The 18,670-nt window shown below is 60.2% G+C and carries 16 protein-coding genes and 3 pseudogenes; all 19 read right to left on the bottom strand.

Annotated features, from left to right (window positions below; genetic code table 11):
* Positions 1 to 271 precede the first annotated feature (271 nt).
* A pseudogene (locus NKI24_RS34240) lies at positions 272 to 1,232 on the bottom strand (1-aminocyclopropane-1-carboxylate deaminase).
* A 380-nt stretch (positions 1,233 to 1,612) separates the two neighbouring features.
* Entirely contained in the window at positions 1,613 to 1,918 is a 306-nt protein-coding gene (locus tag NKI24_RS34235; RefSeq protein ID WP_352750591.1) for an exopolysaccharide production repressor protein, read from the bottom strand.
* Between the two features lie 29 nt (positions 1,919 to 1,947).
* Positions 1,948 to 2,265 (bottom strand): ferredoxin III, nif-specific, encoded by a 318-nt coding sequence (gene fdxB / locus NKI24_RS34230; protein WP_352750590.1) that lies wholly within the window; start codon positions 2,263 to 2,265, stop codon positions 1,948 to 1,950.
* Positions 2,262 to 2,465, bottom strand: coding sequence for a CCE_0567 family metalloprotein (locus NKI24_RS34225; protein ID WP_352750588.1), 204 nt, complete (start codon positions 2,463 to 2,465; stop codon positions 2,262 to 2,264). Before NKI24_RS34225 ends, fdxB begins: the two co-directional genes overlap by 4 nt.
* Before the next feature lie 25 nt (positions 2,466 to 2,490).
* Positions 2,491 to 2,956, bottom strand: a pseudogene (locus NKI24_RS34220) (NifX-associated nitrogen fixation protein).
* A gap of 287 nt (positions 2,957 to 3,243) precedes the next feature.
* Entirely contained in the window at positions 3,244 to 4,461 is a 1,218-nt protein-coding gene (locus NKI24_RS34215) for a TlpA disulfide reductase family protein (RefSeq protein ID WP_352750586.1), read from the bottom strand.
* A 364-nt stretch (positions 4,462 to 4,825) separates the two neighbouring features.
* On the bottom strand, positions 4,826 to 5,107 hold the full coding sequence (locus NKI24_RS34210; RefSeq protein ID WP_352750584.1) for a FixH family protein: 282 nt from the start codon (positions 5,105 to 5,107) through the stop codon (positions 4,826 to 4,828).
* Positions 5,108 to 5,786: 679 nt separating this feature from the next.
* Positions 5,787 to 6,674: a universal stress protein gene (locus tag NKI24_RS34205; protein ID WP_352750582.1), complete on the bottom strand. Its 888-nt coding sequence runs from the start codon at positions 6,672 to 6,674 to the stop codon at positions 5,787 to 5,789.
* A gap of 107 nt (positions 6,675 to 6,781) precedes the next feature.
* A complete protein-coding gene (locus tag NKI24_RS34200) occupies positions 6,782 to 7,567 on the bottom strand; it encodes a response regulator transcription factor (RefSeq protein ID WP_352750580.1) in 786 nt (261 codons plus the stop codon).
* 27 nt (positions 7,568 to 7,594) lie between these two features.
* A complete protein-coding gene (locus NKI24_RS34195) occupies positions 7,595 to 8,074 on the bottom strand; it encodes a NifX-associated nitrogen fixation protein (protein ID WP_352750579.1) in 480 nt (159 codons plus the stop codon).
* Between the two features lie 17 nt (positions 8,075 to 8,091).
* Positions 8,092 to 8,589: a nitrogen fixation protein NifX gene (gene nifX / locus NKI24_RS34190; protein ID WP_352750577.1), complete on the bottom strand. Its 498-nt coding sequence runs from the start codon at positions 8,587 to 8,589 to the stop codon at positions 8,092 to 8,094.
* Positions 8,555 to 9,937, bottom strand: a complete 1,383-nt coding sequence (gene nifN / locus NKI24_RS34185) for a nitrogenase iron-molybdenum cofactor biosynthesis protein NifN (protein WP_352750575.1) — start codon at positions 9,935 to 9,937, stop codon at positions 8,555 to 8,557. Before nifN ends, nifX begins: the two co-directional genes overlap by 35 nt.
* 9 nt (positions 9,938 to 9,946) lie before the next feature.
* Positions 9,947 to 11,437, bottom strand: coding sequence for a nitrogenase iron-molybdenum cofactor biosynthesis protein NifE (gene nifE / locus NKI24_RS34180; RefSeq protein WP_352750574.1), 1,491 nt, complete (start codon positions 11,435 to 11,437; stop codon positions 9,947 to 9,949).
* Positions 11,438 to 11,499: 62 nt separating this feature from the next.
* Entirely contained in the window at positions 11,500 to 13,041 is a 1,542-nt protein-coding gene (nifK, locus tag NKI24_RS34175; RefSeq protein WP_352750572.1) for a nitrogenase molybdenum-iron protein subunit beta, read from the bottom strand.
* Between the two features lie 129 nt (positions 13,042 to 13,170).
* Positions 13,171 to 14,673: a nitrogenase molybdenum-iron protein alpha chain gene (gene nifD / locus NKI24_RS34170; RefSeq protein WP_352750570.1), complete on the bottom strand. Its 1,503-nt coding sequence runs from the start codon at positions 14,671 to 14,673 to the stop codon at positions 13,171 to 13,173.
* A gap of 99 nt (positions 14,674 to 14,772) precedes the next feature.
* On the bottom strand, positions 14,773 to 15,666 hold the full coding sequence (nifH, locus tag NKI24_RS34165) for a nitrogenase iron protein (protein WP_023801970.1): 894 nt from the start codon (positions 15,664 to 15,666) through the stop codon (positions 14,773 to 14,775).
* A 481-nt stretch (positions 15,667 to 16,147) separates the two neighbouring features.
* Positions 16,148 to 17,404: a type II toxin-antitoxin system HipA family toxin gene (locus tag NKI24_RS34160; RefSeq protein WP_352750568.1), complete on the bottom strand. Its 1,257-nt coding sequence runs from the start codon at positions 17,402 to 17,404 to the stop codon at positions 16,148 to 16,150.
* Complete coding sequence (locus NKI24_RS34155; protein ID WP_352542096.1) at positions 17,379 to 17,708, bottom strand: helix-turn-helix domain-containing protein; 330 nt, start codon at positions 17,706 to 17,708, stop codon at positions 17,379 to 17,381. The genes NKI24_RS34160 and NKI24_RS34155 overlap by 26 nt, the downstream gene beginning before the upstream one ends.
* Before the next feature lie 311 nt (positions 17,709 to 18,019).
* A pseudogene (locus tag NKI24_RS34150) lies at positions 18,020 to 18,454 on the bottom strand (transposase); the annotation flags it as partial.
* Between the last annotated feature and the right edge of the window lie 216 nt (positions 18,455 to 18,670).

Below are 18,670 nucleotides of genomic sequence, written 5' to 3'. Positions count from 1 at the left end.
GCGCCCGTCGCTTCACCCGCCCAGCAGGGCACAACCCACGCCGGAAGCGAACTCAAAACTGGATAGAAACTGGGGGCAACGTCACTACTTTCTTGGCTAGCTCCTGCTGGTGTCCTTTGACTTTTTCTATCGTCCGATTAAAATTCCGAATGAAATCGATTATCTGGAGGCAATCAACAGCCGGCTTCCTCGATTTGCTGAGCTGACCATTGAGCGAACTTTAAGCGCATCGCCGGCACGGCAGGACGGCAAAATCATAATCTGTCGAACTTCAGCCGTTGCGAAACGTGTAGCTGTAACCGTTGATCGCCGGCGCGCCGCCGAGTTGCGCATAGAGGACCCTCGACCCCTCTGGAAAGAAGCCTTTCTGGACGAGGTCGATCATCCCTTGCATCGATTTGCTCTCATAGACGGAATCCGTAACAATACCCTCGAACCGCGCACATAGGTGGATGGCCTCCTTCGTTGCCTCGGACGGAAGGCCGTAACAGGGAGACGCGTATCCCTCGAGCAACACCACGCATTCTCGAGGATTTCCGTGCCAAACTCGACGAGCTTCGCAGTATCCCGGGCAATGTTTAGCACCTGCGCCTTAGTTTGGGCGGGGGTGGCGGGGGCATCGATACCGATCACGTTGCTCTAACCGTCCTTGGCAAATTCGACGAGCATGCCGGCATGCGTTGACCCTGTGACCGTGCAAACGACGATGTAGTCGAAGGCAAACCCAAGCTGTTTCTCCTGGGCGCGCACCTCCTCCGCGAACCCCACATAGCCGAGGCCACCGTTCGGGTGAACAGGCGCTCCAGCTGGTATCGCATAGGCTCTTCCGCCCCTTGACATGACCTTATCGAGCGCTTGTTCCCAACGCGGCGGATGCCGATGTCAAAGCCCTCGTCGACCAGGCGCACCTCTGCTCCCATGATGCGGCTCAAGAGAATGTTGCCGACCCGGTCGTAGACGGCATCCGCATGTGGTACCCAGCTCTCCTGAACCAGGAGACATTTCATGCTGATCTTGGCGGCGACCGCGGCGACCAGCCGCGTGTGGTTGGACTGCACGCCGCCGATGGAGACCAGCGTATCGGCATTTGACGCGATCGCGTCGGGGATGATGTATTCGAGTTTGCGGAGCTTGTTTCCGCCGAACGCGAGACCGGAGTTGCAGTTCTCGCGTTTGGCGTAGATTTCCACCTTACCCCCGAGATGCTTGCCGAGGCGGTCGAGCTTCTCGATGGGGGTTGGTCCAAAGGTGAGCGGATAGCGTTCGAATTTTCCAGCATGTTCTCTACGTCAACATGTGATTGAGCTGAAATTAGCTGTTCACAAGCCGTTATAAGGAGTGTGTTTGGTTTGAGGTCCGCTCGCTCTGCGACGTTCCAGAAGAGACCCATCGTTGGTTCCAGCCTCGTTTGTCATCGAGACCAAGTACTCGCAGGGCGGCGTGCTGCGACAAGCTACTATGCCTATGGAACCGAAAATCTGCATTCCCCGGATTAAATAGAATGATCGGACTGCGCCCGCCATCGACCTATCAACCCCTGTATTCCTTCTAAGATCCGCTCAATGTTCATGGTTGGTCCAAATTTTCCTGAGCACAGACTTGTCATGGCGACTCAAGGCAGCAGCAGCGATATGGCTAACATTTGATGGAGTAAATCTGCAGATTCATTCGCGTCTGGCGGCTGGGATCCAACTTCCTTGCTGCTGCCGAACTGCTCAGCCCTTTGGCCAGCTCTGCTAGCGCAGTTAGACCCCCAGATCAGAAAGAGCACGCTTGCGAAATAGGCTACCTGGAGCAGCAGCAACCAAGCCAGCGTCGTGACGAGTACTGTGCGGATGGAATGAGAAGCGAAGTAGACAGTCAGAGCGTTGCTGCACAGGACCAGCCACAGGACGCGACAAAAGATTCTAAAGGGCAACGCCGTTCTCCTGGTTTTGTCTCCTCAGATCATGCTGCGACCTGGTCGGCCGCAACATGGGTCTGGCAGTTCTTCGGGCAGACGCGGGCGCAGGATCCGCAGCCAATGCAGCGGCCGGCATGATCGACGACCATGATCATGCGATTGAGCTCGCCGTCGAAATCCTCATCCTCGTCGTCGCAGGCGCCGAGGATTTCACCCGCGTGATCGACGCCGTAAAGATGCATGACCTCGCGAGAGCAGACTTTGAAACAGCGGCCGCAACCGATGCAGGTCGTGCCGTCTATAGCGGTGAGATATTCCGGCATCCATCCGGAGCCGTCGCGGGTGGTGAATGTGCTCCTCATCGTAACTTCTTCATTGCAGCGAGCTCTCTCTTGGCACCATCCAACTCGGCAAAAACGGCGGACGTTTCCTCGGCAACGTCCTCTATCTCCGTCCACTTTCCCGGGAGATCCTCTGCAAGGTCGCGCAATTTCATCTTGGCAAGTGCCGCGCGCAGCTGAAGCTTTCGGACTTTCTTCCCCATCTCATCTAGCTTTGACATAGATCCTTCCTCGAAATCGGTTTCTTCACGCCCGTGCCACGTCGGGATAGGCTTCAATGGCTGCAGTCGCATCGTCGACCAGTTTCGTACCGACCTCCGCGAGCTCCCTGAACGTCTCGAAGCCGAACCGGTGGATGTCTCGACAGAGCGACAGCCGCCCGGCCGTGAAAAGCAATCGTCCGAAGCCCCCATGGGTTTCATCTCCATCGTTGGCGATGTCATCAGGCCGGAGCGTTCCTCGATCCAAAGCCCGACGGCCGTGTAGAAATATTGAGCCTCCACAGCACGTCCGGATCGGGATCGCCGATGATGGGGATCGCACGGCGCTGTTTTCTGGTGACGATGAAGTCGTCCAGCAGTTCGGCGTCCGATTTGCTTTCCCACAAGCCGCAGGAGTCCTGAGCACGGATCAGCCGCACGAGGCATCTAACGACCGGTGTGGCAAGCGCCTCGTCCTCGTTGACCGCAGGGCCGATTGCGGTGTCAGACATTTCGCCTTCTCCTCATTTCAGTCCTCTTCCTCGAAGCAGGATGTCTGTTTTCTGGGACGCCTAATTCGGGCACACTTGCGCAGCCGACGCCCGGCTCGGCGCGGCTGATTCCACGCAATTGATGTCCCTCGGGCCGACCTTGAACACGTCCTCGACTGCGAAGTCTTCCACGCGAATTCGCGTCGAACATCACTTCCGCCGCAATGCGGCCACAGGTCATGAAGATTTGAGCCTCGATCCTGCTGCAAACGATCGACCAAGTGCTGCATGGACCCTCCTTGCTGCGGTCACGCCAGGGAAAATGGACGTATTGGCCAGTAAGCCACTTCGACAAATTGCCCTTTTTTATCTTTCCTCCTCGGCCGACCGCGCTTTGGCACCTTCGGGAAATTGTTTTGCGGAGCCGCAAAGAGAGCGCCGCAACAAGCCTTCGCACCCCTGTACCTGGCGAGGGCCCGCAGCAAATTCGGCAGATGCCGCTCTTTCAATTCGGCCGGGATAGGCTCCGGACCGTCCAGCGACGTCAGTGCCAGGTTGACCAACTCGATCGCGCGATCATTGTTGCCGTTCTCGTGGTAGTACCGGGCGACCGCGGGATAGGACCGGAACTTAGGACTGTCGCCTTGCGGGGGATTCAGCGCCAGGATGTGTTCGGACAGCTCCTTGCCCATCGCGAAGCGCTCAGCAGAAGGAAGGCGCGAATGGTCATTGGCCGAATGGAAAAGTTGGTCTAGCGCCGAAACCATCCAATCCTCGCAATTTTTGTCGATCGCGTCGCGAACCAATTGGCGCATCACGGGCAAGCCGGTCCACATGTCTTGCATTTTGTGAAGCAACAGATGTGCATGAGCCAGGCGGAAATTGAGGTCGTCCGGCATCAAGGCGATGCCCTCTTCGATCGCCCAGAGCGCCGTCTTCCAATCTTCCAACTTCACCGCCGCCCAGAACCTGTCATTGATCGGCTTCTTCAACGCATCTTCGCGCGCGTCGCGTTGGCCACTGGCAATCCGCTCCGTATCGGCGGCTTTAGCTTCATCGCTGGTGCGCCAGCTGCCGTTAAGGACTTTCGGCAAAACCTCATCGAGTTGCCACGGATAACCGATAAAGGCGATGTGGCCGTCTCGGTCGACCACGAACGAGGTCGGAATCCCAAAAGACAAGCTGGGTTCCATCCAAAGCCTGTTCATTTCGCCTGTGGAGTCGAACGCGATCCGAAAGTTCAGATTCGAGCACTTTTCGGTCAACCACGCGTCCAACTTGGTTTGGGCCTCGGCGGCCGTCGGAGCATGTTCACTGGCCGCGACACCGACGACCTCAAGTCCGCTGTCTCTGTACTTCTCCTGGAACTGCACCAGATGGGGCATCGCCGCCACACATGGTCCGCACCAAGTTGCCCAAAATTCGACGATATATACTTTGCCGGGCTGGAAGTTCGTGAGAGACTCGCCACGCAGCCAGTTCTCCACTTGGATCGAAGGAGCCGGCGACTCCATCTGCAATGTCATGTTATTCTCCAAAACTTGCCAAAGGCTGCGCGACTTATGCGCGAGCTTGTTTCCCCCCTCAGGGAGGGGCACACGGGTTCAAGCAAAGGAGAGCATCGCGCGTCATGCGCGTCTGCGTGCAGCCATTCTTCACTCAGTGTTGCCGCATCACTCTTCGCAAAAGCCGTGCCAGCACCCTCAGCGGGCAGTAAGCGCATTAATGGCTTGGAAAAGCTCCAAGCCAAGAAGGTGTTTGTATTGAAGTCGACAGGTTTTCCTGCCGCTGTCCGGTTTTGGACATGCCTCTGGCGCTTCGGGCCGGCACGAAAGCCTGGCCACGGATGACTCCACATGTATTCGGGCCGAGGGACCGAGCAGATGGACATCATGACAGCGTTGCTGCCGCCAGGCCCGTCATCATCATCCGCTTCACGCCACCGGCTTGAGCGTCTTGCCGTTCCGGCCTCAGGCGGCAGCGGATCTCGCCATTTGCGATTGCAAAGGGCTGCTCCATCCGAGCGCGGCCCCCCTCGCCCGCCTTGCGATTGAATTCCTGGCTGTCGACATGGGAATTTTTGAAGCCGGCCCAGCTTCGGCTCGCCAATACCGCCATCGTCAGCTCGACGATTATGATCGTGGCGAAAAAGGCCAGGATGAGTGCCGGCATGTGCGGCCGGTGAGCTCTCCGGGGTTCCTGCTTCGTGCCTTTATCTTCTGTGTTCCCTGTGCTCAGGCGGCTACAGGGACCGCCTGGTGCGAATGTGAGCGTTGTCGGAATTTGACCAGCCTCAAGGCCGCTCGGTCGCCACGCGGTGGGCCGGGCAGACTGAAAGCGCTGAAGATGCGGCCGCCCTCGCGCTGATCCGGCTACCATCCCAGGCGATGACAACGTAATTGATGCCATCATTCGGCAGGAGTCTGACCGTCCGACTCGAGGTCGGCGCCTTGGCCGCTGCACAGTCGTTGCGGTGTTCAGCTCCCGGCCAGTGGAGAGGGAAATCGTGATAACGCCAATACGATGCGGCTACGGTCCGAACGCGGCCTGCCGCGCTGAACGACCCTCTTTGATCTGACGCCGACCTGCGCCGTCGTCGTGGCTGCAGTGAGGTCTGCCCATACCTCTGCCCGGCCATTGGTCTCCGCATTACGGACCAACTCGGGCGAGCAGACCCCCTGAGCGCGCGTTAGGGACGTCCGGGATGTTCTCGCCGGGCTCGTGCACATTGGCTCCGAGGAGCTTCGCGAAAGTTGCGCCCCCTTGCCGCGACCCTTCTCCGACTTGGCATCAGAATAGGTGACCAAGGGGAGTAGAGCCTCGAACAGCATCGGGGCTACTTCAGAACCCGTCAGCGAGCCAAAAACAGCGGCAATGGCGGCTTCCCAATTATCCATCTCGTCACGCCACCGAAGAGCCGCTCGCGCAGCCGGCGGCTGCCGTAAGCGCCCATGACTATCATGTCGGCAGACGTGTCGATAGCGTGCTGCGCGAGTACCGTGGCCACCGGTTTGCCGGCACTCGCCAGCAGGTCAACCGACACCCGAGCACCGTGCCGAGTGAGATAGGCAGCGATGTCGGCTCCCGGCTCGGCGCCGCTTCCGGTCCAGGTCGTCTCAGGATCGACGAGGGCGACACGAACTTCCTCAGCGGCGGATAGCAGATCCAGCGCTTCCCGAACCGCGCGGGACGCCTCGGCTCGCGAATCCCAGCCGACCAGCACGCGCCGTGGCGACAGAGTCGCCTCAGCGCCCTCCGGCACGACAAGCACCGGCTTTCCGGTATCGAATAGGCTGCCGTTGATAACAAGGGGTCCGAGGTTAATGTCGTTGAGAAGTGCGGGGCCGACGATTGTCAGGTCGTTGCAGAGCGCCCGCTGTCGCACCGCGTCACCGACACTGGCCTGATCGCAGTTGGCAATATCGACATCATAGCACCGCCACGTGGCTCTCAGCAGTTTGTGAATTTCCCTGGATGTTGTTTCCAGTCTCGCCATGTCCTGTGAAAATCTTTCGATCTGCCTAAACCGGTTGTCCAGTCTGGCGATGGCCTGTGCGCGTTGTCCAGGCCACTCGGGGATGCCATCGCCGAGCAGTGGAGACGGCACAATGAGCGGCGGAGGCGACATCACCAGTACGGAAAGAAACGCGCCGACTTCGGCACACAAGCTGGCAGCTGTTCTGACATCCTGATCGGAGTGGTCAGCTCCCGTCACACTGAGTACGCTTCTGAAAGCCATTTGACTGCTTCTTTCTGAATATGTCGTACCTGCCGGCGCGTTTCGAAGCCGCAAGACTTGCCCTCAGCACGGCGGAAATGCGGAGTGGCACCACATCGGTTATCTATTCAGCCGTCCGGCCACTCGAGCGAGTAGCCGGCCGACCTGACGGTACGAATGACGCTGGAGGGGGAGGCCGCCTTCAGAGCCCTTCTGAGCCGGCTGATATGGACATCCACGGTGCGTACACCGACATGGATATTGGGCGGCCAGGCCGCGCTGATCAGCTCGTCTCTGGTGAAGACCTTGCCGGGAGTCTCAAGCAAAAGCCGCAGCAGGTTGAACTCGATCGGCCCAAGGTGGACTTCGTGGCCATTACCCCGAACGCGGTGGGCATCGAGCCTTATCTCAAGGTCGCCACAGGAGATCCAGCCGCCGTTTTCAATCCCGTTCGAACCCGGCTTTGGCAGCGCCAGCTTCATCCGTAGACAGTCAAGCAGCTTGGCCGGCGCGAAGGGCCGCACAAAGCTCTCGTCAATACCAGCCTTCAAGAGATCGAGGTGCTGGTTCTCGGCGCCGGGTGCGATCAGCGCAATTACGGGCAGGCCGCCGGTCCGGGGCTCCCCCTTGAGCCGGGCGCAGATTGTGGAGCCTGTCGCGATTGTTGGCTGGCAGTCCAGCACCACGGCCTTCGGCTCCCGTTCACTGGCCAATGCAAGCGCCTCCTCCACGCCGCCTGCCGGCTCACTCGTGAAGCCGTCCACTCCCAGAATGTGGCTGAGGAACAGATACAACTCAGCATCTTGCGAACAGATCAGGACCAGTGGCTTCATCAGCGCTACCCCAAGAACCACATCGGCCTCGACCGCCTCCATTGAGAGGGCTGGCCATCGCATGTCCTCAAGGCCTGACATGATCCCCTTGATCGAAAATCGGTTCCATCACGCCCGCGCCACCTCGGGATGAGCCTCAATGGCCGCGGTCGCATCGCCGGCCAGTTTGGTACCGGCCGCGGCGAGTTTCCGGAACGTCTCGAAGCCGAACCGGTGGACGTCGCGCAGGGTCTTCGACAGAACGACCAACCGCCCGGCCGTGAAGAGCACGCGCCCGAAGCCCTCATGGCTTATCTCCATCATCGGCGATGCCATCAGGCCGGAACGCTCCTCGATCGCAAGCCCGACGGCGGTGTAGAACTTATCGAGCCTCCACAGCACGTCCGGATCGGGATCGCCGATGATCGGGATCGCACGGCGCTGTTCCCTGGTGATGATGAAGTCGCCCAGCAGCTCGGCGTCCGATTTGCCTTCCCAAGACCCGTGGGAATCATGAGCCCGGACCAGCCGCACGAGGCATTTCACGAACGGGGTGGCAAGGGCCGCCTCGTCTTCGGCGACAGCAGGGCTAACCACGGCGTCAGACATTTCGCCCACTCCTCACTTCAGTCCTCGTCCTCGAAGGACAGTTTGTGTTCGGCGACACCTGCCTGCGCCAGCACCTTGCGCAGCCAAGGGGGAGGACACGTCCTGAGCATCATCTGCGTGCGCAACAGCACCTCTTGGATGGTCTGGGGCTGCGGCACTTTGATCGGATGGATCTTTGCAGAAACAACCTTGGCTGCCGAAGGTCCGCCGATCGCCAGACAAAACAGGAGATGACATCCCTTCAGCGCCTCCACCTTCGGGGTGATGCGGTCATCACCCTCAGTTGGGTGCTTCCCGCTCTCGTCCGAAACGTCATCGAAGGCCACGGCCTCGACGAGCTTCCACTCCTCGCGCGTCACGTCGTAGACAGCAAAGCGCCTGGCTGAACCGAAATGGGCGTTGAGGTTCTTCATGTCCTGCGTGGCGATCGCCACGCGCAATGCGCCGGCTTGGCGTTCCGGCGTCGGTGCGTGAACCTCGTCAGTGACGAGCGAGAGGCGACGAACGGAGCTCATCTGGCATTTCTCGCTTACGGAGTGGATCAAGCGCCTCGGGCGTCGGCGCGTGCCGGTTGGCTTCAAAAATGTTGGCGACCTCGAAGATCAGGTCGCGGGTCCCCTGGTAGAGGATTGTGAGCTTGTGCTGGCTGCCGAGCCGGTCGAAGATCGGGAAGCCGACCCGCATGAGCGGAATGCCGAGGCGCTGCGCCGCCTGGCGGCCATGGGAATGGGTGACGAGAAGATCAGCGCCGGCGCCAAGAGCTTCCAAATCGCCGAGATCGCCGATCTGAACCGACTGCGCCGGTACTTCCTCCAAAATTTTCGACATGTCGGTCGTGGTGACCGCCGCCGCGATTTCGGAGCCCATGCCGATGAAGAAGCTCGCGAGTTGGTAGAGTTGGTCTGGTTCAGCAGCGATCGCAATTTTCTTGCCTCCAAAGTGGAAATGTCCGTCGAGCATCGCGTCCTGCAACTGCGCCCGGCGACGGCGCACCCCAGCCGGCGCCGCCGCGCCCGAAACTGCGGACAGCAGCGAGACGAACCGGTCGGCGTCCTTCAATCCAGTCAGCGACCGGAACAGCACGTAAGGCACGCCGGTCAACCTCTGCAGCAGCTCGGCCGGGCGGCGCATATGCTCACCGACGACGATGCATTGCTCGGCCGTGCCAAGCTCACGGATATCCTCGACACTGGTGCCGCCATAGGTGGTCGTGACCCAGCGGTCGGGCACCGTACCGTCGAGCGAGCCGGAGACGTCCGGCAGAATCACCGGCTTGACTCCAAAGCTTTCAACCATCTCACGCAAATGCTCGATATCAGCCACAGTGAGGTTCCAGCCAGGCAGGATCACGATCTTCTTCGACTGCCGCGCCCGCTCGCCGGGACGCGTAATCCTTTCGATCATGGCGGTGACAGCCTTGGCCCAGCCCTCTTCGATCGCGCCGTCGAAATCCGGTGTGTTGGCTAGCACCACCTCCGTACCCGCGAGTTCTTCCGTGCGCTTCAGCCTGATATTGGCGATATCTCCTGCGCAGTCTTCGCCCCGGGTTTCCACCAGCGCCGTCGTGCAGACCCCGATCAGCGTTGGCTTCGTGCGGGCCTTGAGGTTGAGGATCGCCTCTTCCAGATGGTCTGCCCCGCAGAGGATTGTCGCCACCTCGTCCATCGCCGTTGTCTGCAAGGGGATGGCTTCCTTGAAATGCCGTACGAAGAGCACGAGCGCGAAGCTGGTGCACCCCTGGCTACCGTGGAACAACGGCATCGCGCCATCGACCCCAAGGAAGGCGAAGGCGGCACCCAGCGGCTGCGATGACTTCAGCGGATTGACCGCCGCCGCTTTGTTCTGGGGAAGGATGCGGACCATCGGCTTTCCTCAACACTCGCCGAAATCGTCGGCCATCGTGCTGGCGAATTCCTGGACAGCATGCAAGTTCGCGGCCTCGCTTTTCGTGCGCGGCAGTTCCTCCCTCACCGGAGGCTGGCAATCCCATGGTGCCGGCTCCCGCACCTGGCACCAGATCGGGTTATGAATGGCGAGGTCAATCTGGCGTACGAGTTCCACCATGCCGTCATAGCCGGCGTAAGGGTGTTGGCGCTCCTGGTTGATATCGAGCCAGGGTGTCTTGGCCTTCAGCGCGATGAACTGCGTGCGCCCGCCCGACAGCATGATATCGGCCTTGTGTTCCGAGAGCATGGCGTAAAGCTCGCGCGGCGCCATCTGCTCAAACATGTGGTTGTCGTCCTTGAGGATCTGCTTGATGCGCTCCTTGTCTTCGACGGTCGACTTCTTGACAGAGGTGCCGACGATCTCGATGCCGATCTCCATCAGCGCATGGACGACCGACCAGGACTTCACACCGCCGGTGTTGAGCAGCACGCGCTTGCCTTCGAGCCTCGGCCGGTATGCCGCGAGCTTCTTCCAAGCGATCGCCTCCTCCTCTGCAATCAATGCCTCGGTGCGGCCGAGGATCTCCGGATCGGCACCCTTCTTCACGAGCAGCTGAGAGATCTGTCGGAGCGCTTCCGAGGTGTCGGTGATGCCGTAGAAGGAGCCCTCGAAGAACGGAATATCCCAGCGCTGCTCCATCTTGCGGGCGAGATTGATGAGCGCGGTCGAGCACACCATCATAGCCGCCCGGGCGCGGTGCGCGCATGCAATGTCGAAGTAACGCGCGTCACCCGGAATGCAGGCGCGCACCCGGATCCCGAGCCGATCAAGGAGCGGTTTCACGAGCCAGTACTCGCCGGAGAGGTTGAATTCGCCAAGGATATTGATGTCATACGGCCCGGCATCGTCCGGTTCTACCGTGCCGATGACATGCTTGAGCAACGCCTCGCCGGCAAGCTTGTTGCCGAGATTCTTGGAGCCGACGAAGCCCGGCGCATTGACCGGCACCACCGGTAGGCCGAACTTTTCCGCCGCGCGCTTGCAGACGGCCTCGATGTCGTCGCCGATCAGCGCCGTCACGCAGGTCGGATAGACGAAAATAGCCGGCGGCCCATGCGCTTCCTTGATCTCGCGGATCGCTTTGAAGAGCTTCCGCTCGCCCTGCCCCATCACAACATCGAGTTCGGTGAGGTCGGTCGTGAAGCTCGTGCGCCACAGCGTTGGCCCGGACGAAGCCGCACCGCGGTTGTCCCAGGAATTACCCTCGCAGGCGAGCGGCGCATGGATCAAATGCGCAACGTCGGTGATCGGCTGCAGCACGATCTTGGCGCCATCGAAGGCACAGCCGCCGGCGGCCGCCCCGGGGGTCAGTGGCTTCGAACAGCCCTTTTTGCGCGCCTTGGCATCCTTGCCGCGGTTCTGCTCGCAGGCGGGCTCGTTGAAGACATCCTGGATTTTGGCTCTGAGCGAGGACATTGCGTCGGTCTCCAAAGTCCCTTGGAAGACGACCGGCCTCACCGAAGAGGCGGCCGCCACGCTTAGCGGGTGAGGTCATACGAATAGTCCGTCACGCCCGTCTCGCTTGTCTCGCGATCGAGCTTGTCGAAGATCTTGTCGAGGATCGTCGTCAGGACGCGCAACCCGCCTTGGTAGCCCATAAGCGCAAACCGATGGTGATGGTGGCGGTCGAAGATCGGAAACGTCAGCCGGATCAGCGGCGTGCCGGTGTCGCGCTCCAGATACTTGCCATAGGAGTTGCCGATCAGCAGGTCCACCGGCTCGGTGAAGAGCAGCGAGCGCATCGCCCAGAGGTCCTTGCCCGCCCAGACTTGAGCACCCTTGCCGAAGGGCGATGATGCAAGCAGTTCCTTCAACTCCGCTTCCCATGCCGAGGTGCCGTTGGTGGCGAGGCAATGGGTCGGCTCGCCGCCCGTCTCCATGATGAAGCGGGCCATGGCGTAGACAAAGTCCGGATCGCCGTAGATGGCGTATTTCTTACCGTGCAGCCAGGATTGGCTGTCCGCCATGGCGTCAACAAGTCGGCCGCGCTCCAGGCGGATTGCCTCGGGGATTTGCTTGCCGGAAATCGCGGAGACCTTCATCAGGAAGTCGTCGGTCGCCTGGACTCCGAGCGGGTAATGGAACGAGGCAGTCGCCTGCCCTACCCCCTCGCAATACTCCAGTGTTTTTCGGGTGTTGTAATGCTGTAGCGAAAGTGTCGCCTCGGCATTGAGTGCCTTCCTCACGTCTTCGATCTTCGTGCCGCCGTCGTACATGCGGTATTCGCCGTCCGACGGCGTGTCGAACTGGTCAGAGGCGTCTTGGATGAAGGTATAGGACACGCCTATCAGATCGAGCAGGCGCTTGAGCTCCCGGTTGTTCCCAACACAGAAGCCGTCGAAACCCGGAATGATGTTGATGGTTCCCTCGGCTTCCGTACGCTCCTCGCCTTTCCAGAAATGCTCCAAAATGCCCTTGATCGTAACGTCATAGCCGTCGACATGGCTGCCGACGAAGGCCGGCGTGTGGGCGAAGGGCACGTCGAAGTCGCGCGGGACCGAGCCTTCGTCCTTGGCGTTCTCGATGAAGCTGTGCAGGTCGTCGCCAATGACCTCCGCCATACAAGTGGTCGAGACGGCGATCATCTTCGGGTCGTAGAGTTGGTATGTGTTGGCGAGCCCGTCAACCATGTTCTTCAGGCCACCGAACACTGCCGCGTCCTCGGTCATCGAGGAGGAAACTGCCGAAGCAGGCTCCTTGAAATGGCGCGACAGGTGCGAGCGGTAATAGGCCACGCAGCCCTGGCTGCCGTGGACGAAGGACATGGTTCGCTCGAAGCCCGCGGCCGCGAACACCGCGCCGAGCGGCTGGCAGGCCTTGGCGGGGTTCACGACAAGCGCTTCGCGAGCAAGGTTCTTTTCGCGGTATTCCCACGTCTTGGTGAATTCGCGTTGGTCGGTAACGACCTGGTCCGGGTGCGGACATTCGAAATTCAGCCTCTTCTCGGCGAGCATCTGCCTGTATTCCGGCTCGCGGAACAGGGGCGCGTGGTCGAGAACTTTTTCAGCCGACTGCGGCATGGATGGTTACCTCTTCTCCATCTGGCCGCGCCATACGGCGGCACAGGGACGTCGAAACGTTTCAGGTATCCCGCGGACAAAGGGCCACAGGCGTTCAACGGCCTCCCGGCGTCCGGGAGGCCAGGTTTCTCATTCGGCTGCGATCGCCGCCGACGGCTCGGCTTTTTTCTTCCAGGGGGCGTCGTAGAGGTTCCAGACCGGGTTGTTGATGGCCAGATCCATGTCGCGGGCGAAGATGGCGAAGCCGTCGTAGCCGTGATACGGGCCGGAATAATCCCAGGAATGCATTTGACGGAACGGTATGCCCATCTTCTGGACCGGGTACTTTTCTTTGATGCCGGAGCCAACGAGATCAGGACGGATCCCCTCGATGAACTTCTCCAGCTCGTAACCAGTCACGTCGTCATAGATCAGCGTGCCCTTCTTCACGTAGTGGCCGGTACGCTGATAGTCGTCGTTATGGCCAAATTCATAGCCAGTGCCGACGATCACCATGCCCAGATCCTCATATGCCGTGACGACGTGACGGGGGCGCAGCCCGCCGACATAGAGCATCACCGTCCTGCCTTCGAGGCGCGGCCGGTATTTGGCGATGACGGCATCGACCAGCGGCCGGTATTTGGCGATGACCGCCTCGGCCTTGGCCTCGATTTCCGGCCCGAAATGCTTGGCTATCTTGCGCAGAGAGGCTTCGGTCTGGGAGGGGCCGAAGAAATTATACTCCATCCAGTCGATGCCATACTTTTCCTCCATGTGCCGGCAGATGTAGTTCATCGATCTGTAGCAATGGATGAGATTGAGCTTGGCCTTCGGCGCTCGCTCTATTTCGGCCAGCGTAGCGTCGCCCGACCAGTTGCCGACCACGCGCAGGCCCATCTCCTCGAGCAGGATGCGCGAAGCCCAGGCGTCGCCGCCGATATTGTAGTCGCCGATCACATTGACATCGTACGGGCTGGCCTCGAACTCGACGTCCTTCTTGTCGAACACCCAGTCGCGGATCGCGTCGTTGGCGATGTGGTGGCCGAGTGATTGCGAGACGCCGCGGAAGCCCTCGCAGCGCACCGGCACGATCGTCTTTTCGTGCTCCTTGGCCTTGTTGCGGGACACCGCTTCGGTGTCGTCGCCAATCAGGCCGATCGGACATTCGGATTGCACGGTCATGCCCTTGTTCAGCGGAAACAGTTCCTCGACCTCGTCGATGATCCGTTCCAGCTTCTTGTCGCCGCCGAAAACAATGTCCTTCTCCTGGAAATCGGAGGTGAACTGCATCGTGACGAACGTGTCGATGCCCGTCGTGCCGACATAGTAGTTGCGGCGTTGAGACCAGGAATATTGCCCGCAGCCGACCGGGCCGTGCGAGATATGGACCATATCTTTGACTGGGCCCCACACCACGCCTTTCGAGCCGGCATAGGCGCAGCCGCGAATCGTCATCACTCCCGGGATGGACTTGATGTTCGATTTGACCTCGCATTCGGAAAGGACCTCGCTTTCCTCGCCAGCCTCTTCGCCGCTCTTTGCGACGCTGAGGTGCTTTCTTCGGCGCTTCGCCGCCTTGTCAGGATATTGCGACAGCACCTCCTCGATAAGCTTCGCATGGAGGGCGCCGTCATTCTCGTATTCCAGGCTCATGGGACCCCTTTCAAGGTTCAGGGTGACGCCTCACCAACGAGGCGCCGTTCTTCGAAAGGCGCACCAGATCAAGGCCGCGCCTCATGTCGGCAGCGGTGGTTACTGTGCGGCCGCCTTGGCCGCTTCCTTGACCTGAAGCTCGGCAAGCATCTGCTCGTCGGTCTTCATGATGCCGAAGTCGAGCAGCATGTCCTCGAGCTCCTCCATGGTGATAGGGGTGGGGATGGTGCCCTGGCCCGAATTGGCATGGATCTTCTCGGCCAGCGCCCGGTATTCCCCGGCCTGCTTGGAGTCCGGCGCATATTGAATGACAGACATCTTCCTGAGTTCGGCGTGCTGGACGATGTTATCGCGCGGCACGAAGTGGATGAGCTTGGAATTGAGCCTGGAAGCCAGCGCTTCGGCGAGGTCGAGCTCGCGATCGGTTTGGCGCTCGTTGCAGATCAGGCCGCCGAGCCGCACGCCGCCCGAATGGGCGTATTTCAGGATGCCCTTGGCGATGTTGTTGGCGGCATAGAGCGCCATCATCTCGCCGGACATGACGATATAGATTTCCTGGGCCTTGTTCTCGCGGATCGGCATCGCGAAACCGCCGCACACCACATCCCCGAGCACGTCGTAGGAGACATAGTCGACATCGTCGTAGGCACCGTTCTCCTCGAGGAAGTTGATCGAGGTGATCACGCCGCGGCCGGCGCAGCCGACACCCGGCTCAGGGCCGCCCGACTCCACGCATTTGATGCCTTTGTAGCCGACCTTGAGCACGTCCGCGAGTTCCAGGTCTTCCACCGAACCTTCCTCTGCCGCGAGGTGCAGGACTGTATCCTGCGCCTTCGCGTTCAGGATCAGGCGGGTGGAGTCGGCTTTGGGGTCGCAGCCGACGATGAGGATTCTCTGCCCGAGGTCGACAAGGGCGGCGAGCGTATTTTGGGACGTGGTGGACTTGCCGATGCCGCCCTTGCCGTAAAAGGCGATCTGACGCAAACCTGACATGTAGCTTTCCTTCCTTCGTTCCATTCATCGCGGCTGCCGCGACATGAATGCCGGTCGGGCAGCTGTCGCCGCCTCGCACCCAAGGATCTCAAGACTCGTGCCAATTTGGCTGATCGAACCGAAGAATAATTTCATGGTTGCTTTTCAGGGATTTAGCTTGAGGCCAAAGAAAGGATCGTCGGGACAAGCCGTGTAGCGGACCCGACAATGGCGACATAAAGCGTCGGATCGCGATCCTCAGTCACCGCATTCGTGAACCGCATCGTTGTGTCGAGGTGGGCGAACAGCATCTCGACCTCTAGCGTTAATTGCGGGATGCTGCGAACTCTTCTGTTCCGGCGAGCTGACGTACTTGGTTCTCGCGTGTCCTCATCGAAACTGCGCGGAATCTTGCGCGCCACGCTGGCATACCATCGATCCACGGCCATCCATCCGGGGCCACGGGCGGATAATTCCGCCATATCACCAACGGGGACTCGGCTCACTTATCGGCGCAGGAGTTCAGTATCGGCGTCATCGCCTTCACATGTTCGTCGATCCGCTCGAGCACTTTCGCTGCGACAACGTCGCGCTCAGGCAGATGCCACCAGTGCTCGTTGACGAGTTCGACGGTCTCGACCACTGCCTTCAGGACTGCCGGCTCCGGAAGCCTTGCACGGTTCGCAAATGCTTTCCATCGCGGTGCTGCTAGCGCCTTGAACGAGCGCTCCCCTCCAAGCGAAAGCGCCATGGCGTCGGCGGGAATATATGGCACGGTCGACAGAACGTCGTAGATTGGTGCAAGCACCGGCTTGTCGCCGTTACCGGGATATATCAAAGACCAGTTCTTCAGGTGCATGTCGCCATTGCCAGTGATGACCGTCAGCGCCAGGCGGCGGACGAATTCGAGAGCCGCCGTAGGCGAGACGGCCACGCCAAGGGCCAAGGCTATGTCGTGATAAGCGGCCCCCTCATATTTGCGCGAGGGATAGACACCGAAGACCTGAGCGAAATCCTCGATGTGTATCCTCTCGCCATCGGCGCCGCGATCGAAGCGTTTGACGAGAAGGATCTTGCCCTCCGACAGCGTGTTGAATTCTTCGGGAACGCCCTCAAAATCGGACTTCTCGACCAGTTCGCATTCAGGAACCTCCATGCCGATTGCTGCAGCCAGCGCCAGGTTGGCGAATTCGTTCTCCGAAACGCCCGGAAACGCCGTCGAAGGGAACTTGGCGATGTACCGGCCCTGCTCGTCGTCCATCGGCAAGGTAAGGCCGCCGCCTTTTCCAGTGTTCTTCATGACCGACAGCTTCATCTGCACGCCGGCAAGTGAGAACCGTGCCTTGGGCTTATCCTTTGAAGCATCCTGCGAAACCGCTATCGCGCCGTCACTGGGCAACGCCCGTACGGCTCCCGGCAGATCGGCGCCCAGCGCGGCTAAAAGATCGAAATCATTGCCTGGCCGCACATTGCCTTCGTGGTGCTTTTCCATCGCCTCGCGCAATTTCTCCTCCGGCAGGAGGTTCGCGAAGAAAGCGGGCAAGGCGCCCGCCAGAGGCTTCGGATCTTTCCGCAATCCTCCCGTCGCTGCCCGGAACGACAGGCTGAAAACCGGAAAGCCGCCCGTCGCGCGGTAGGCCTCATCGAAGTTGAATGCATTGAAATCGCCCGGCGTCCTAACGATTGTGCCGATCTTCAATGCGTTCAAGAGCACGTCCAGCGACGGGATCGTCTTAGGTGCGCGAAAGACTGGAGCCATGATCGTCATCGTCAGGTTGAGAAACAAAGGCGGGTCGATCGTCATCATCATGCGGACGCAATAGAGCCTGGACAGCCGGCACCATGACTTGCGGAACCAGCATCATTTCCAGACCGAGCGCGCGAGCGATATTCATGAGCGTCGTCGCACGCGCCGCTGCGGCTCCCTTTTCGATGTCGCGATAGCGGGGACGGGATATACCCGCCAAATCAGCGACCTGCTCCTGCGTCATGGCAGCGGCCAGCCTCGCCTGCCTGAAAAGCCCACCGATTTCCCGCAGAATTTCCGACTCAGAGTCGATCATGATACCTATACGATCCTTTCCAATGCGCGATGATACGCAAAGGTATCTCATCCAGCGAGCAAGTCAAAACTTTTATGATCTGTTCGCGTATCATATATGAAGATAATGATATGCAAAGAGATCAATCCTTCTTCGAGGATCTCTCAGGCTTTAGCGCCGCACAGCGAACGGCGTTCCTCCGAGACCAGCTGCTGGCCACCGGGCTCCTCTGATGGCGCTGCCGCCGGTTTGCCCGGCTTCTTGCGGCCTGCGGCTTGGCGCTGCTCTTCTTTTTCGGCCTCGGTCCGGCGCTCTTCTTGCGCCGCCAGCTTGGCCTCGGCTTCCAGCGATGCCATCGCCTGCTGGATCTTGGCCAGCCGGTTCTGCTTGTCGCCGGCCCAATCCGGCATCTCGTCGCCGCGCTTGTCCTTGCCGAAAGTTACGTCCTCCTCGGCATCTGCGGCCTCGGCCGCCGTCAGCATGCGAGCGACCTCGGCTTTCAATTCCAGCTCGCGCTTCTTCATGCGCTCATAACTCATCGCCTTGTGTTTCGACGCGTTCGCCTTGATCTTCGTGCCACCCAGCGCGACATGGCCGAGTTTGACCAATCCTGCCGTCTCACACAGCTTCGGAACCTGCACGAACAGCGCCTCGAGCGCCTTCAAATGCCGCTTGCGGAAGTCGCTGATCGTCCGGAAATGCGGCGGATCGAGCGCCACGATCATCACAAAATCATTCCGTTCTCGGCAGGCCCTGGCCGGCTGTTTTCGCCAGCTTTGGGCCATCGACCGCCTGTTGCGTTCCTTCGCCCCCTCTGTCGCTCCAGCATCAATAGGACCGTCGCGGCGCACCCGCCCTTCCTGCTCAAATTACATTCAATTCCCGAAACGGCCGCCCATCGGCGATCCGGCTGTACCCGAACGCCGAGCAATCCACCGTGCGATAGCCGCCATGCACGATCAGTTCGGCCAGCGCCTTGCCGA

It is taken from the genome of Mesorhizobium sp. M0701 (assembly GCF_040320365.1).
In the GTDB taxonomy this organism is placed as follows: domain Bacteria; phylum Pseudomonadota; class Alphaproteobacteria; order Rhizobiales; family Rhizobiaceae; genus Mesorhizobium.
This window is presented reverse-complemented; position numbering and strand designations above follow the sequence as displayed.

Coding starts and splice junctions, on each gene's coding strand:
- NKI24_RS34160 (WP_352750568.1), bottom strand. CDS start 17,404: ATGGCTCCAGTCTTTCGCGCACCTAAGACGATCCCGTCGCTGGACGTG.
- nifD (WP_352750570.1), bottom strand. CDS start 14,673: ATGAGCCTGGAATACGAGAATGACGGCGCCCTCCATGCGAAGCTTATC.
- nifK (WP_352750572.1), bottom strand. CDS start 13,041: ATGCCGCAGTCGGCTGAAAAAGTTCTCGACCACGCGCCCCTGTTCCGC.
- NKI24_RS34155 (WP_352542096.1), bottom strand. CDS start 17,708: ATGATCGACTCTGAGTCGGAAATTCTGCGGGAAATCGGTGGGCTTTTC.
- NKI24_RS34200 (WP_352750580.1), bottom strand. CDS start 7,567: ATGTCAGGCCTTGAGGACATGCGATGGCCAGCCCTCTCAATGGAGGCG.
- NKI24_RS34210 (WP_352750584.1), bottom strand. CDS start 5,107: ATGCCGGCACTCATCCTGGCCTTTTTCGCCACGATCATAATCGTCGAG.
- nifE (WP_352750574.1), bottom strand. CDS start 11,437: ATGTCCTCGCTCAGAGCCAAAATCCAGGATGTCTTCAACGAGCCCGCC.
- nifX (WP_352750577.1), bottom strand. CDS start 8,589: ATGAGCTCCGTTCGTCGCCTCTCGCTCGTCACTGACGAGGTTCACGCA.
- NKI24_RS34205 (WP_352750582.1), bottom strand. CDS start 6,674: ATGGCTTTCAGAAGCGTACTCAGTGTGACGGGAGCTGACCACTCCGAT.
- nifN (WP_352750575.1), bottom strand. CDS start 9,937: ATGGTCCGCATCCTTCCCCAGAACAAAGCGGCGGCGGTCAATCCGCTG.
- fdxB (WP_352750590.1), bottom strand. CDS start 2,265: ATGAGGAGCACATTCACCACCCGCGACGGCTCCGGATGGATGCCGGAA.
- NKI24_RS34195 (WP_352750579.1), bottom strand. CDS start 8,074: ATGTCTGACGCCGTGGTTAGCCCTGCTGTCGCCGAAGACGAGGCGGCC.
- NKI24_RS34225 (WP_352750588.1), bottom strand. CDS start 2,465: ATGTCAAAGCTAGATGAGATGGGGAAGAAAGTCCGAAAGCTTCAGCTG.
- nifH (WP_023801970.1), bottom strand. CDS start 15,666: ATGTCAGGTTTGCGTCAGATCGCCTTTTACGGCAAGGGCGGCATCGGC.
- NKI24_RS34215 (WP_352750586.1), bottom strand. CDS start 4,461: ATGACATTGCAGATGGAGTCGCCGGCTCCTTCGATCCAAGTGGAGAAC.